Source organism: Oscillospiraceae bacterium MB24-C1 (genome assembly GCA_030913685.1).
Taxonomy (GTDB): Bacteria; Bacillota; Clostridia; order Oscillospirales; family Ruminococcaceae; genus Yanshouia.
Map to the genome: position 1 here is coordinate 1,181,887 of CP133187.1, position 12,496 is coordinate 1,194,382.

At 48.1% G+C, this 12,496-nt stretch carries 12 protein-coding genes; 3 read left to right on the forward strand and 9 right to left on the reverse strand.

Annotation, left to right across the window (positions count from 1 at the left end; all coding sequences use genetic code 11):
- Positions 1–50: 50 nt before the first annotated feature.
- Positions 51–962 carry an AraC family transcriptional regulator gene (locus tag RBH76_05685; GenBank protein WMJ84909.1) on the reverse strand — a complete coding sequence of 304 codons (912 nt, stop codon included), beginning with the start codon at positions 960–962 and terminating at the stop codon, positions 51–53.
- Positions 963–1,264: 302 nt separating this feature from the next.
- Here RBH76_05685 and RBH76_05690 point away from each other — a divergent pair, with 302 nt between their 5' ends.
- From RBH76_05690 to RBH76_05700, 3 genes are all read left to right on the forward strand, one after another.
- Entirely contained in the window at positions 1,265–1,534 is a 270-nt protein-coding gene (locus tag RBH76_05690) for an autorepressor SdpR family transcription factor (protein ID WMJ84910.1), read from the forward strand.
- Positions 1,531–2,184: an SdpI family protein gene (locus RBH76_05695; protein WMJ84911.1), complete on the forward strand. Its 654-nt coding sequence runs from the start codon at positions 1,531–1,533 to the stop codon at positions 2,182–2,184. Before RBH76_05690 ends, RBH76_05695 begins: the two co-directional genes overlap by 4 nt.
- A gap of 74 nt (positions 2,185–2,258) precedes the next feature.
- Complete coding sequence (locus RBH76_05700; GenBank protein ID WMJ84912.1) at positions 2,259–2,930, forward strand: pentapeptide repeat-containing protein; 672 nt, start codon at positions 2,259–2,261, stop codon at positions 2,928–2,930.
- A gap of 78 nt (positions 2,931–3,008) precedes the next feature.
- Here RBH76_05700 and RBH76_05705 read toward each other — a convergent pair whose 3' ends face one another.
- The 8 genes from RBH76_05705 to RBH76_05740 all read right to left on the reverse strand — a co-directional run bounded on the left by RBH76_05705 (position 3,009) and on the right by RBH76_05740 (position 12,491).
- On the reverse strand, positions 3,009–4,340 hold the full coding sequence (locus RBH76_05705) for an FAD-dependent oxidoreductase (protein ID WMJ85209.1): 1,332 nt from the start codon (positions 4,338–4,340) through the stop codon (positions 3,009–3,011).
- Positions 4,341–4,668: 328 nt separating this feature from the next.
- Positions 4,669–5,880, reverse strand: coding sequence for an FprA family A-type flavoprotein (locus RBH76_05710; GenBank protein WMJ84913.1), 1,212 nt, complete (start codon positions 5,878–5,880; stop codon positions 4,669–4,671).
- Between the two features lie 20 nt (positions 5,881–5,900).
- On the reverse strand, positions 5,901–7,811 hold the full coding sequence (locus tag RBH76_05715; GenBank protein WMJ84914.1) for an acyl-CoA dehydrogenase family protein: 1,911 nt from the start codon (positions 7,809–7,811) through the stop codon (positions 5,901–5,903).
- Positions 7,812–7,869: 58 nt separating this feature from the next.
- The gene (locus tag RBH76_05720; protein ID WMJ84915.1) at positions 7,870–8,280 is read right to left on the reverse strand and encodes an Rrf2 family transcriptional regulator; all 411 of its coding nucleotides are present in this window, start codon (positions 8,278–8,280) and stop codon (positions 7,870–7,872) included.
- A 302-nt stretch (positions 8,281–8,582) separates the two neighbouring features.
- Positions 8,583–8,951: a DUF1667 domain-containing protein gene (locus tag RBH76_05725; GenBank protein WMJ84916.1), complete on the reverse strand. Its 369-nt coding sequence runs from the start codon at positions 8,949–8,951 to the stop codon at positions 8,583–8,585.
- Complete coding sequence (locus RBH76_05730; GenBank protein ID WMJ85210.1) at positions 8,948–10,177, reverse strand: FAD-dependent oxidoreductase; 1,230 nt, start codon at positions 10,175–10,177, stop codon at positions 8,948–8,950. Before RBH76_05730 ends, RBH76_05725 begins: the two co-directional genes overlap by 4 nt.
- A gap of 5 nt (positions 10,178–10,182) precedes the next feature.
- Positions 10,183–11,634: an NAD(P)/FAD-dependent oxidoreductase gene (locus RBH76_05735; protein WMJ84917.1), complete on the reverse strand. Its 1,452-nt coding sequence runs from the start codon at positions 11,632–11,634 to the stop codon at positions 10,183–10,185.
- 179 nt (positions 11,635–11,813) lie between these two features.
- Positions 11,814–12,491, reverse strand: a complete 678-nt coding sequence (locus tag RBH76_05740; GenBank protein WMJ84918.1) for a FadR/GntR family transcriptional regulator — start codon at positions 12,489–12,491, stop codon at positions 11,814–11,816.
- Positions 12,492–12,496: the final 5 nt, after the last annotated feature.

The window sequence follows — 12,496 nt, forward strand, 5'->3', positions numbered from 1 at the left end:
CTCTCTATTCCTTGTTTAGTTATATTCATTTTTTGCATCGTATTTTCGATTTAAATGCTTCTGACGTCAGCGAGTTCCTGCTCACCTATTTCATCCTGGCCCGACAAAGATGCTCTGCTAAAATCATGGTGCCTTTTTAAAGCCGCATCTGTACTAAAAATGTTCATATACTGTTTTGGTGTCAGGCCGATAAACTTCTTGAAGAAATTTGAAAAATGGCTTTGATCATTGAAACCTGTCTGCAAAGCAGTTTCAAGCGGCGGAACCCCTTGAGCCAGCAGCTCTTTAGCCCTGTCAATGCGAATCGTCTCCAGGTAGCTGTAGGGCGAAATGCTCTTCCACTTGGTAAACGCACGCAGCAACGTATATTTGCGCAAGCCGGTTAAACAGCATAAATCATTTAATGTAATGCTCTCCATATAATGCGACTCTAAAAATTCACAGACAGCCTGCAGCTCTGGACCCAGTGCCGGCTGCTGTGCAGGTGTCTCTTGTTTTGTATAATCTATCAAAAGCTGTTCTAATAAGAAATAGAATAGCTCCTCTTTTTTAAAGTCGCTTGCCCCCTGCATCAGCTTTTGATGCAGCTCTTTGAGCAGCGGTACTAGCTCACTACGAAAATTGGCCTGTGGCGCAAATACGGGTAAATAATCCTGTCCGGTCACCTCAAAGACCGCTTTGCGCATCACTTCCGGCTGAATATGAATGCTGCGGTAATTAAAAGCTTTGCCGTCAATCTGCGCACAAGCATGATTGTCTCCGGGATTATATAACACCATGTCCCCCGGTTCCAACGTATACAATTTGTTTTTGCAGGATAGTTGGCGCCGTCCTTTTTCAATAAAGCCGATGACATAATAGGCGTGAAAGTGGTTGGGAAAAGGTTGCATAACACCTTGAAAATGCAGCGCTTCGACCTGAAGTGCCAAATCAAATATAACCGTTCGGATTTCGTGATTCAATGATTGCCCCGCCTTTCGTCGTTCTCTGTTACACAGTCTATCACAAAAGCGGTTTGCCGTTCTTGTAAGATATTGCGTCATCTTAAGTGATATGCCGAAGTTTACACGCGTTAAAAATCGGATTCAAACGCCTCCTAATTGTCGTTAATGTAAGGCTATTATAATGGCGCAGGTAAAAAAACACAAATCTATAAACATTTAGGAATCCATCTAAATGTACTTGACTTTTTAGGTTTCTGCTGCTAGCATACATTTAGATATTCTTCTAAATGTTCTAAAGTTTTAATAAGGAGGTGTCCTGCGTGAGCTTTCAAACCACCTTTAAGGCTCTTTCAGACCCCACGCGACGCGAAATTCTCTCGTTGCTCAAACGCGGTGCTATGACTGCGGGTGAGATCGGCACCAAATTCGAGATAACTGGTGCCTCCATCTCCCACCATCTTGCGGTGTTGCGTAACTCAGGGTTAATAACCGATGATCGGCGTGGCAAATATATCTATTATGAATTGAACATGACGGTGCTTGACGAGCTACTCGGTTGGGCTGCCGATTTGAGAGGAGAAAAGCCATGAAAATGAAAAAGCCAGTCATATTTCTTGTAGGCGTACTAGCGCTACTGCCGCTGGCGCTGACGGCCTGGTTTTACCCACGTTTACCGGCTACCATTCCAATGCATTGGAATATTGACGGTACCGTGCGCTACGACCCCAAGTATAACCTTTGGATAGTGTCAGCGTTGTCGCCGCTGCTTGCAGTACTATTCCCTGTGATGGCAAAAATCGACCCCAGAAGGCGCAATTACCAAAAGTTCAGTGCAGCCTATCAGGGCTTTATGATTGTGATTCTGCTGTTTTTTCTGATGATGAACAGCATCGTCATTTCAGAAGCACTCAACCCCGGGCGCATCTCGGTTTCCACCGTCGTAACTATCGGCGTGGGGTTGCTGTTCGTGTTTCTTGGCAACATTATGCCAAAGATCAAAAGCAATTTTTATATGGGCGCACGCACGCCATGGACCCTATCGGACCCCGATGTCTGGTTTAAAACCAACCGCCTGAGCGGCTATCTATTTTTTATCAGCGGCATCATCATCTGCGTCTGCCCGTTTATTCTGACCGAAAAAATGACATTTATCGTTTTAATGGCCATAACAGTTATCGTGGCTGTCATACCCGCGGTTATGAGCTACCTCTGGTACCGGAAAAATCACCGAAACGGCTAACCCTCTCCCGAAATAATTTTGCGAGAAAGGCGCACTGCACCCAATCGCACCAACTGACACAGGAGTTTTACAACATGGAAAAAGAAAAGAACAAGATCAAAAAAGTCGCATTGCCGGAAGATTTGCCAACCTATCAAACCCCAGAGCAGCTTATTGCCGCCGGAAAAGAAGATCGCTATATCTGCGATATAGCCGTGCGAAACGTCACCCTTCAGGATACTGATCTAAGCGATCTTAGCTTTGAAAATGTAGTTTTCTCACACTGTAGTTTTTCAGAAGCCGATTTGACTTACTGCACTTTCACCAACGTCCTGTTTGAAAACTGTGCGCTAACTAACTGTGACTTTTCTAAAAGCCGGATGCACCAGTGTGAGCTTAGAAACGCACAGTTTAAGGGTGCCAATTTCAGCGCCAGCCGCATATCTCACCTGCGAATCCAAAACTGTAATTTGCGGTATGCCAATTTTACCGAGTCGCAATTTGACCAATGTGAAATTGCTGGCAGCGATCTGACCGACACCTTTTTTGCCAGCTGCGCTTTTAAACAACTCACCGTGTCAGAATCGCAGTTTATTCGTTCGGAATTTTTTCGCACACCGCTCAAGGATATCGATTTTACCACCTGTACGCTGGATGGAATCTGCGTTTCCGAAACAGGTAAGGAGCTTTCAGGCGCTATTGTAAACATTTTTCAGGCAGCCGAGTTGGCAAGATTGTTTGGAATTATTATCAAAGAGAACGGCTGACGTTCTTACATAAAAAAGCGGCGAAAAAAATTTCCGCCGCTTTTTTAGTACTCGCAGGTGTTGAAGCCCGCAAACCTATTATTCTTTTTTTAGAATTTTGTCACCAACATAAAGGCCATGCGCCGCCGCATGCGAAAGGGATCGGGTAAATCCTGCACCGTCTCCTACCGCATAGATGTCTTTGCACCCTTCAAGTTCAAAATCGTTGGTAGCGGGGCGGGCCGAATAATATTTGCACTCCACACCGTAAAGCAACGTATCATAGTTGGCGGTTCCCGGCGAGATTTTATCCAAGGCGTGCAGCGTTTCGATGATATTGTCAAGCTGACGCTTGGGCATACATAGGCTCAAATCGCCAGGTACAGCATCTAACGTAGGGCGTACAGTAGACTGACCCAGACGATGCTCGTTGGTTCGCCTGCCTGCCTCAAGATCGCCGAGCCGCTGCACCAGCACGCTACCTCCGGATATCATGTTCGCCAGCGAAGCCACAGCCCGGGCATATTCAATTGGCTCGTCAAACGGCTTGGTAAAACGGATAGTGGTCAGCAGTGCAAAGTTAGAGTTTTGGGTCTTTTTAGCCTCATCGCGGTAAGAGTGGCCGTTAACAGTCAGAATACCGCCGGTGTTTTCCATCACAACGCTGCCCCGCTCGTTAAAGCAAAACATGCGGGTGGTGTCACCGTACATCTTAGAGCGATACCAGATTTTTGGCTCATATATCTGCTGTGAAAAATCCTGCCAGATCAACGAGGACATTTCTACCCGTACACCAATGTCAATTTGGTTGTTAAACAGTGGCACACCGTTCTTTCGGCACCACTCAGAAAAAAAGCGGCTACCCACACGCCCGACGGCAAAGATGATACTCTCAGCCAACAGCTGATTTTCCACGCCGCCACGACTTTTCAGGGTCAGCAAGTGGCTTTCACGGTCGACATCGGTAACCTCGGTCTCGGTTATTATTTCGATACGGCCGCGCAGCGAATCGACCAGTTTTAACATGGTTGCGAAATTGGAGTCGGTACCTAGGTGCTTAAGCTGCGCCTGGTGCATGTGCAAATCGTTTTGCAGACATAGTTTTTTAAGTGTATTAGACGGCATAAAGCGGTCGGTTGTCGCACCAAAACCCACCAGCACCGAGTCGGCCTGCTCAATATAGTCAATGACCAGCTTTTGCGGTAAGTAATCGGTCAGCCAGCCGCCATATTCGGTTGAAATGACATATTTGCCGTCGGAAAACGCACCGGCACCCGCCAGTCCTTCCATAATTGAACAATGAGGGCAATGCACACAGGTGTGTGCCCCGCCACTCACCATAGGGCAAGCACGTTTTCTTAAATCCGGCCCCTTTTCAATCAGAGTAATTTTAAGCGACGGTTTCTCCTCTATCATCCGGTAGGCCGCCATCAGCCCGCCGATGCCTCCACCAATAATTGCAACGTCACAGCTTTTGTAATCAGACACCTGACATAACAGTCCTTTCGGCAAATTATCGCCGCCGACCGTATTGAACGTCGGCAGCAATCTTTATTGTAGCATAATATTTTGTTCGCGAAAACAAAAATATCATAAACACAATATTTCGCCACAGAATAATGGTCATTTTAGAAAAATGAATCGTTTTTCTAAATCTTCTATAAAAGCCCCCCGACAGCGCTTTGCTGTCAGGGGGCCTTTATATGTAATAGAAGGAAAGGACAGTATTTTTTCCAAAGTTAGCAGGGCTAAATTAAATTTACTGCATGGATTCCAGGATGGCATTAGCCAGCGATTCCAGTTCTGGATTTTTATCCGCATGGAGAGATGAAGCTATACTGACGCGCTCGTTGAGCACGGTCATGTTTTTCATCTCTTCGCTAACGAATTTCTGCATCAGGTCACCAGCCTTGATAGCCCAAGAACCGTTTTCCACAAGCGCGACCGTCCGTTTTTGAAGGTTTAGGGCTTTCATATCCATCAGGAAGTTGTGCATAGCAGGATAGATGCCGAGATTATATGTTACTGAAGCCAACACCATGTGGCTATATTTAAACGATTCAGAAATGAGCTGTGAGACATCCGTTGAAGAAACATCGTATAAGGCGATGTTGGTCATGCCCTTATCACACAAGCGAGCCGCCAGTGCCTGCATTGCGGATTCGGTGTTGCCATACATTGAGGCATATACCATCAGGACGCCTTTTTCCTCCGGTTGGTAGCGACCCCAAAGATCGTATTTCTCAAGGATATAGGGTAAATCTTTACGCCACACGGGTCCGTGGAGGGGGCAGATGTATTTGATCTGGTCAAGAATACCGCCGGCTTTTTTCAAAATTAAGCGGATATGTGGGCCGTATTTTCCGACGATGTTGGTCAAATAGCGTCGCGCATCATCCAACCAATCTCGGTCAAAGTTGACCTCATCAGCAAAGAGCTTTCCGTCCAACGCACCAAAGGTGCCAAAGGCATCGGCAGAGAAAAGCACGCCATTGGTGGTATCAAAGGTTACCATGACTTCTGGCCAGTGTACCATGGGGGCAAATACAAAGGTAACCAGATGCTTGCCAAAGCTGAATGTATCGCCTTCTTTCACCTCGACAATCTGGTGGCTGTCGACATTGAATCCAAACTGGCGCATCAACATAAATGCTTTCTCATTGCTGATAATGGTCACTTTGGGCCAGCGGAGTAGAATCTCCTCAATCGAACCCGCATGATCAGGTTCCAGATGGTTGATAACCAGATAATCCAGCGGCCGTCCATCAAGCACATGTGTCATGTTTTCCAGCAACTGTCGGCAAGCCGACCAATCCACAGTGTCGAACAACACCGTCTTTTCATCCATGAGCAGATAGGCGTTATAAGAGACGCCTCTGGGTATCGGATATGCGTTTTCAAATAGAGCCAGACGGTGGTCGTTAGCGCCCACCCAATATAGATCTTCGGTTACATTTCTCACACAATACATAATGTACTCCCCTTTCCGCTTTACGCCTCAATAAATTGATCTTTGGCTTCGGCACATTCCGGGCAGACCCAGTCTTCCGGCAAATCCTTGAACAGCGTGCCCGGCACCACTTCGTTCTCTTCGTCGCCTAATTCGGGTATATATTCATACCCACAGCCGCTGCAGATATAGCTGGAACCAATCGGCTCAGGCTTAGGCATTTGCGGGCGTTTCATTTTCGTCATGGGAGGTGCGGGCTGCTTTTCGCCGGTATCCAGCGCAGCCGTCAGTAGCGGTAGTATCTCATGGACATCGCCCACAATACCATAGTCACAGTTCTTAAAAATTGGCGCATTGCCGTTTTTGTTGATCGCCACAATAATAGAGGCATCCTTAATACCCTTTAAGTGCTGGGTTGCACCCGAAATGCCGCAGGCTATGTACAAATTGCCGGTAAATTTCTGGCCGGACATGCCCACATACCGGTTTAATGGCAGATATTTGAGCGTTTCGGCCACAGGACGAGAAGCACCGATGGCGGCACCCGCGGCCTTGGCCAAGTTTTCAACCAGCTTCATGTCCTTCTTTTCTCCGATGCCCTTACCAGCAGAAACCACGCGTTCCGCCTGGGCAATGGGGGTTTCCATGGGAATGCCGACCGTAAAGTCGAAGCCATCCTTCTTGAGCGCCTGCGCCAGAGCGTCAACCTGTGCCTTAGCATCGCCATCTCTAAAGATGACTTTTTTACGGATACCAGTAATAGGTGCAGCTTTCTTAGGACGGCTGCTGGAAGAGCCAGCCTCCTTTGGTGGTTTGCCCAAAATATGAGAAGCGATGATCATGCGCTGAATCTCGTTCGTGCCTTCATAGATGGTGGTAATCTTGGCATCGCGGTACATCCGCTCCACCTCCATACCCTTTAGGTAACCATTGCCGCCGAAAATCTGCAGGGCGTCGTTTGTCACCTCCAGCGCAATGTCCGAAGCGTACTGCTTGGCCATTGCAGATTCCATCCCAAAGGGTTGGTGATTCTCTTTTAGCTCCGCAGCAGAGTAGACTAAAAAACGGGCTGTACGCAGCTTGGTAGCCATATCGGCAATTTTAAAGGAAATGACCTGTTGGAACCCAATCGGTTTACCAAACTGCACACGCTCTTTGGCGTAGGTCACCGCTTGCTCAAAAGCGCCCTGTGCAATGCCAAGTGCCTGAGCAGCAATTCCGATGCGGCCGCCGTCCAGCGTCGCCATCGCAATTTTAAAGCCCTGCCCCTCTTTGCCCAGCAAGTTTTCTTTGGGAATCTTCACATCATTGAAGATCAGCTCTGCGGTGGAAGAGGAGCGGATACCCATTTTGTCATAGTGGTCACCGAACTCGAAACCTTTCCACCCTTTTTCTATAATGAAGGCAGAAATGCCGCGCGTGCCGATATCGGGCGTCGTAAGCGCAAAAATCACATAAGTATCCGCCTTGGGCGCGTTAGTGATAAAAATTTTGCCGCCGTTTAAAAGATAATAATCACCCTTGTCGACGGCAGTAGTCTCGGTGCCGCCGGCATCGGAGCCAGCATTGGGCTCGGTCAAGGCAAAGGCGCCGATTTTCTCGCCCTTACATAGCGGAACCAAATACTTCTTCTTTTGTGCCTCGTTGCCGAAAGCAAAAATTGGCCAAGCGCCCAAAGACGTATGTGCGGACAGAATGACGCCCGCGCCGCCGTCCACCCTTGCCAATTCCTCTACAGCGATGGCATAGCTGGTCATATCCAGGCCCATACCGCCGCAGTCCGCGGGAAACGGAATTCCCATCAGCCCCATCTTGCCTAAGTTGGCAACTGCATCATCGGGAAACTGGTTTTCCTTGTCCATGAAGAAGGTCAAGGGTTTAATCTCCTCTTCTGCGAACGTTCTGACCTTAGTTCGAAGCTCCTCGTGTTGTTGTGTGGTCGAAAATAACATGTCGCTTCCTCCTTTTGAAATTCTTGATAAATTTTATCCAGTATATAGATATAAAAAATCAATCGCCAAATAGAATTTTTTGTAAGCAGTGCGCCTCCAGTTCCTCATCCAGCTTTTTCTGAATGGCAGCGAGATGAATATTGACTTGGCAAACAGTGTCCCCGTGCGCTTTACACCACGTACACTGATATCCCGGTTTCATGCAAGAACTAACCGAGGAATCCTCCTCCATAATCTGCATCAACCGAAAAAGAGATACCTTTTCCAATTCTGCCGCCAAAACACAGCCGCCTTCCGCCCCACGCAAAATGCGGATGAGGCCGCCTTTTTCAAGCTTTTTTAGAATTTTATAAGCGAACTGCTGTGGAATCTGTTCTCCTTGTGCTAGTTGTGACGCCGTGACACGCTCTTTACCCGCGAGCGCCCGAAGAATTCGCAGCGCATAATCTGTTTCCTTTGTAATAATCATCAGGCACCCCCTTTTGTCTTATTATATTCTACTATCCTGGATAAAAAATGTCAAGTATGTTTTAGCTGATTTGTTACATTAATACAATAAAAGAGAACTAATTTAACCAATTTAATTAGATAAAAAGCTGGATTTGCTGGATTCCATGTAATTAGCAGTAGGCAATTAAAAATCTCACATCATTAGAATTTGAAAACGGCAAGATGGTTTATACATCTTGCCGTTTTACTATTCTGTCTGATACCATGCCGAACTTGTTGGGCGACTTGTCAGCGCCGAACACGGCACGCCACTTATTTCATTTATTCTTTGCAACGAGGAATGCTCTTGGTAATAATAACATCACAGCCAAGGTCAAGCAGATCTTTAATCACGGTCTGCCCCGTGCTTACTGGCGCAGTTACCCGAACCTTGCGAATCTCAGCCATTGCATCAAAAATTCGCTCTTTGGGAATAACCCCTGTCAGGCGTATGCTTGCAAGCGGCAACGTGCCGTTGTCTAAAAGCACTGAGCTCGCAATGTTGCGTTTAGGTGCGTCAATTTCCTGCCGGACATAACTCTTACCCTTTTCACAGCGCGCGCCTTCAAGAGAGACAATTGTTGCGCCATCAAGCTCAGCGCAGATTTCGCAGCCGTTGGGACACATAATGCAAGTAAAGGTTCTGGTCATTTTACGCACACCTCCAAATCACCGGATTCCCTGAGCTTCTCACGCGGAACGGTAATCCACACCATCTCCGCAGGAAGCGCTTTTTTCATCTTGACAGAATGAATTTCCTCGCCGGACTGTATCACCTGAACGGTGCAGTCTGCATACGGCTTATTCACACGCAGAGAAAGTTGCAAATCGCATTTTCCGCTGATTTTCTGCGGGATAGTATGATTTACGCCGCTGCCCGGTACTATTTGTAGCCCACAGGAAGGTAGAGCGCCCGTTTTAAGATATTGCGCCACCGCGTCAGCTAACCGTTCCGCCTCAAGCGAGACATAATCCACGAGATCGTGTACATGCAGCACATTCCCGGCGGAAAAAACACCCTCAACCTGCGTCTGGTAGTATTCATCAACCACCGCTCCATGCGTGTGACTGTCTAGCAGTACCCCCGCATCCAGCGACAGCTCGTTCTCAGGAATAAGACCAACCGAAAGAATCAACGTATCACAGGTAATCTCCTGCGCTGTATCAGGAATTGGTTTAAGTTGCTCATCCACCTGAGAGACCGTGATTCCTGTCAGCCGCGCGCGACCATGAATGTCTGTAACTGTGTGGCTTAGTAACAGCGGAATATCAAAATCGTCCAGACATTGCTGAACATTGCGCGACAGCCCGCTCGCATAGGGCTGAATTTCTAGCACGGCTTTTACATGCGCGCCTTCCAACGTCAAACGACGGGCCATAATCATGCCAATATCACCCGAGCCGAGTATGACAACCTCTTTGCCAATCATCATGTTATGCAGATTGATGTAAGACTGCGCGACACCAGCAGTGAAGACGCCTGCGGGACGCTCGCCAGGTATTGCAAGTGCACCACGGGTGCGTTCGCGGCAACCCATCGCCAGAACAACTGCACGCGCCTGCCAATGTTCGATTCCGTCTCGGGAGACGGTGGTCACCAATTTCTCCGGCGAAACCGAAAGAACTGTCGTATCGGTGCGGCATTCAATGCCAAGCTGAGCCGCTTCGTCAATAAAGCGCTGCGCATATTCCGGACCACTGAGCGTTTCGCCAAATCGGGTCAGCCCAAAGCCGTCGTGAATACACTGTCTGAGAATGCCGCCGGGTATACTTTCCCGCTCCAGAATAAGGATATCCCTTACACCTATTTGATGCAGACGAACTGCTGCGGCAAGACCCGCCGGGCCGCCGCCAATGATGATAACATCTTTTTTCAGTCTGTTCATTCTCTTACCCACCCTGTAAACAAATTAGAACCCTCACGCGCGTAAAGAATGTCTTCCACCCTGCATCCGGTTTCTTTCTGAATGATCTGAGCTACGCGCATTTGGCAGTATCCACCCTGGCATCTGCCCATCATGGCGCGGGTACGAAGCTTGATACTAGCCATTGTGTGCGTTCCCAGCGGATTTTGCACTGCCTGCAAAATTTCAGCCTTGGTCACCTTTTCGCACCGGCAAATCAATTCGCCATAGTCCGGATTTTCACGCACAAGACGCGCTTGTTCCTCTTCACTCTGCTCAGAAAACCGGATAATACCTTTGCGGCGCGGATTAAAAGATGCGTTTGGACGAAGCGATTCCCGCTCGGCTAGCAGTCGCACTGCTCGGCGCGCAATCGGCAGCGCAGCGGTTAGTCCCGGCGACTCAATTCCGACCAGATTGATTGTATTCGGTGCTTCCTCGCGCGCTTCAATCACAAAATCCTGTACCACACCGTTTTCATCCAACCATTTTGGCAAGATACCGGCGTAGTTTCGAATATAGTCCTTCTTATGTATATGCGGCCATAAGTCAGAGGCGCTTTCTGCCAGATAATTCATTTTGTCCTGCGGAACACCGTAATAAGTAAAATCATTCACATATTCCGCGTCAGGTCCAACTGTAACATTCCCGTCTACCGTCGGCGTCACATGAATACCCATATAGGTATTGCTGGGAACCGGGTAAACTGGCATCGGCAAAAGCGGCCCTGTACGCTTATCTAAAACAATATAGTTGCCCTTTGAACCACCGATGCGATAGCCCGTAATGCCGAGCATATCGGAGATTTTACCGCAGCCCAGTCCAGCACAATTGACAACCCAGCGGGTAAAAAACGTGCCCTTAGGGGTAACCACTTGGAAACGATCCTTTGCCAAACGGCGTATTTCTGTCACCTCGTGACCGAAGTGATAGTCTACCCCATTGCTTTTTGCGTTTTCTGCAAGTGCAATGGTGTACTGAAATGGGTCGAGAATACCGCTCATTGGCGAGTAGAGTGCAAATTCTCCGCACACGGCGGGCACTAGCTCGCGTAGGCGCGCCTTATCAATAATCTCTAACCCCTGACTGCCGTTGATTTTTCCGGTTTCAAGTGTTTTTTTCAAGCTTTCCATATCTGCGTCGGTATTGCCCACCAACACCTTACCAGTGCGCATAAAGGGAACATCAAGCTCCTGCGCCACCTCGTCAAATTCCAGACAAGCCTCAACGCAGCATTCTGCCTTTTTCGTTCCCGGGTCATAAGCAAATCCACCATGCAGCACCGCCGAATTTCGCCCGCTTGTTTCAAAGCACACGTCAAGATTTTTTTCCACTACACCAATTTTCAGATCAAAACGCGCTAGCTCACGCGCTACGGCACTACCTATTACGCCTGATCCGACCACCAGCACATCATACTGTTCGTTCAAAAAACAACCCTCCATACTCATCCTATGATTAATTGACCTTATTCTACTTATTTAATATATTTATAATAAAAACGCCTGATTACATGGTTTTCACCACTTAAAAGCAATTGAAACCCATAATTCATCCCACGACTTATTTAGGTAAAAAGAAACGCCCTGTAACTGGCAGGACGCGTTTTTCATATCGCGTTCTCTTCCAAATAACGAGCTTGATTGTAGAGGAGATGAAAAAGCATGGCCTGCTGAGCCTCAACAGGGCGCCTGTCGCAAATCGCCTGATAAATCTTGCGATGGGCGCGCAGCGTATGCTCATATTCCTGGCTGGCGACCTCAGCTGAAAACACTGAAACACCTTCGCTTATCAGCGGAATTAAATTAGACATAACCACATTATGACTACAATTAGCAATTTGAACGTGAAACGCCTGGTCCTTTCCCGAAAAATCCTTGCGTGCTTCCAGCAGTCGTTCAACCTGCCCGCAAATCTCACCAAGAAGCGCTATATCCTGCTCTGTGGCATTTTCGGCGGCAAGTGCGGCAATTGGTGGTTCAATGATACAACGTAGCTGAAGCAGATCGCGAACCAACTTCCGACGGTCTTCAATCAGCGAAAAGCCCAGTGGATCATCCGAAACCCCCATTTTCGCAGAGACAAATGTGCCCGACCCCTGCCGGATAACGACTATATTGCGGGAAACCAATACCCGCAACGCCTCACGTACCGTATTGCGGCCCACACCCAGCAAGCTGCTAAGCGCGTACTCGTTCGGCAGCTTCTGCCCCGCCTCGTACCCGTTTTCGCGGATAAGCCGTATCAAATCATCCGCCGCTTTTTCGCCCAGCGTTTTATTTTCCATTTTAT

Excerpts from the sequence above, each read along its gene's own strand:
- RBH76_05715 (WMJ84914.1), bottom strand. The coding sequence starts at position 7,811 with ATGTTATTTTCGACCACACAACAACACGAGGAGCTTCGAACTAAGGTC.
- RBH76_05695 (WMJ84911.1), top strand. The coding sequence starts at position 1,531 with ATGAAAATGAAAAAGCCAGTCATATTTCTTGTAGGCGTACTAGCGCTA.
- RBH76_05725 (WMJ84916.1), bottom strand. The coding sequence starts at position 8,951 with ATGACCAGAACCTTTACTTGCATTATGTGTCCCAACGGCTGCGAAATC.
- RBH76_05710 (WMJ84913.1), bottom strand. The coding sequence starts at position 5,880 with ATGTATTGTGTGAGAAATGTAACCGAAGATCTATATTGGGTGGGCGCT.
- RBH76_05700 (WMJ84912.1), top strand. The coding sequence starts at position 2,259 with ATGGAAAAAGAAAAGAACAAGATCAAAAAAGTCGCATTGCCGGAAGAT.
- RBH76_05740 (WMJ84918.1), bottom strand. The coding sequence starts at position 12,491 with ATGGAAAATAAAACGCTGGGCGAAAAAGCGGCGGATGATTTGATACGG.
- RBH76_05720 (WMJ84915.1), bottom strand. The coding sequence starts at position 8,280 with ATGATTATTACAAAGGAAACAGATTATGCGCTGCGAATTCTTCGGGCG.
- RBH76_05705 (WMJ85209.1), bottom strand. The coding sequence starts at position 4,340 with ATGGCGGCCTACCGGATGATAGAGGAGAAACCGTCGCTTAAAATTACT.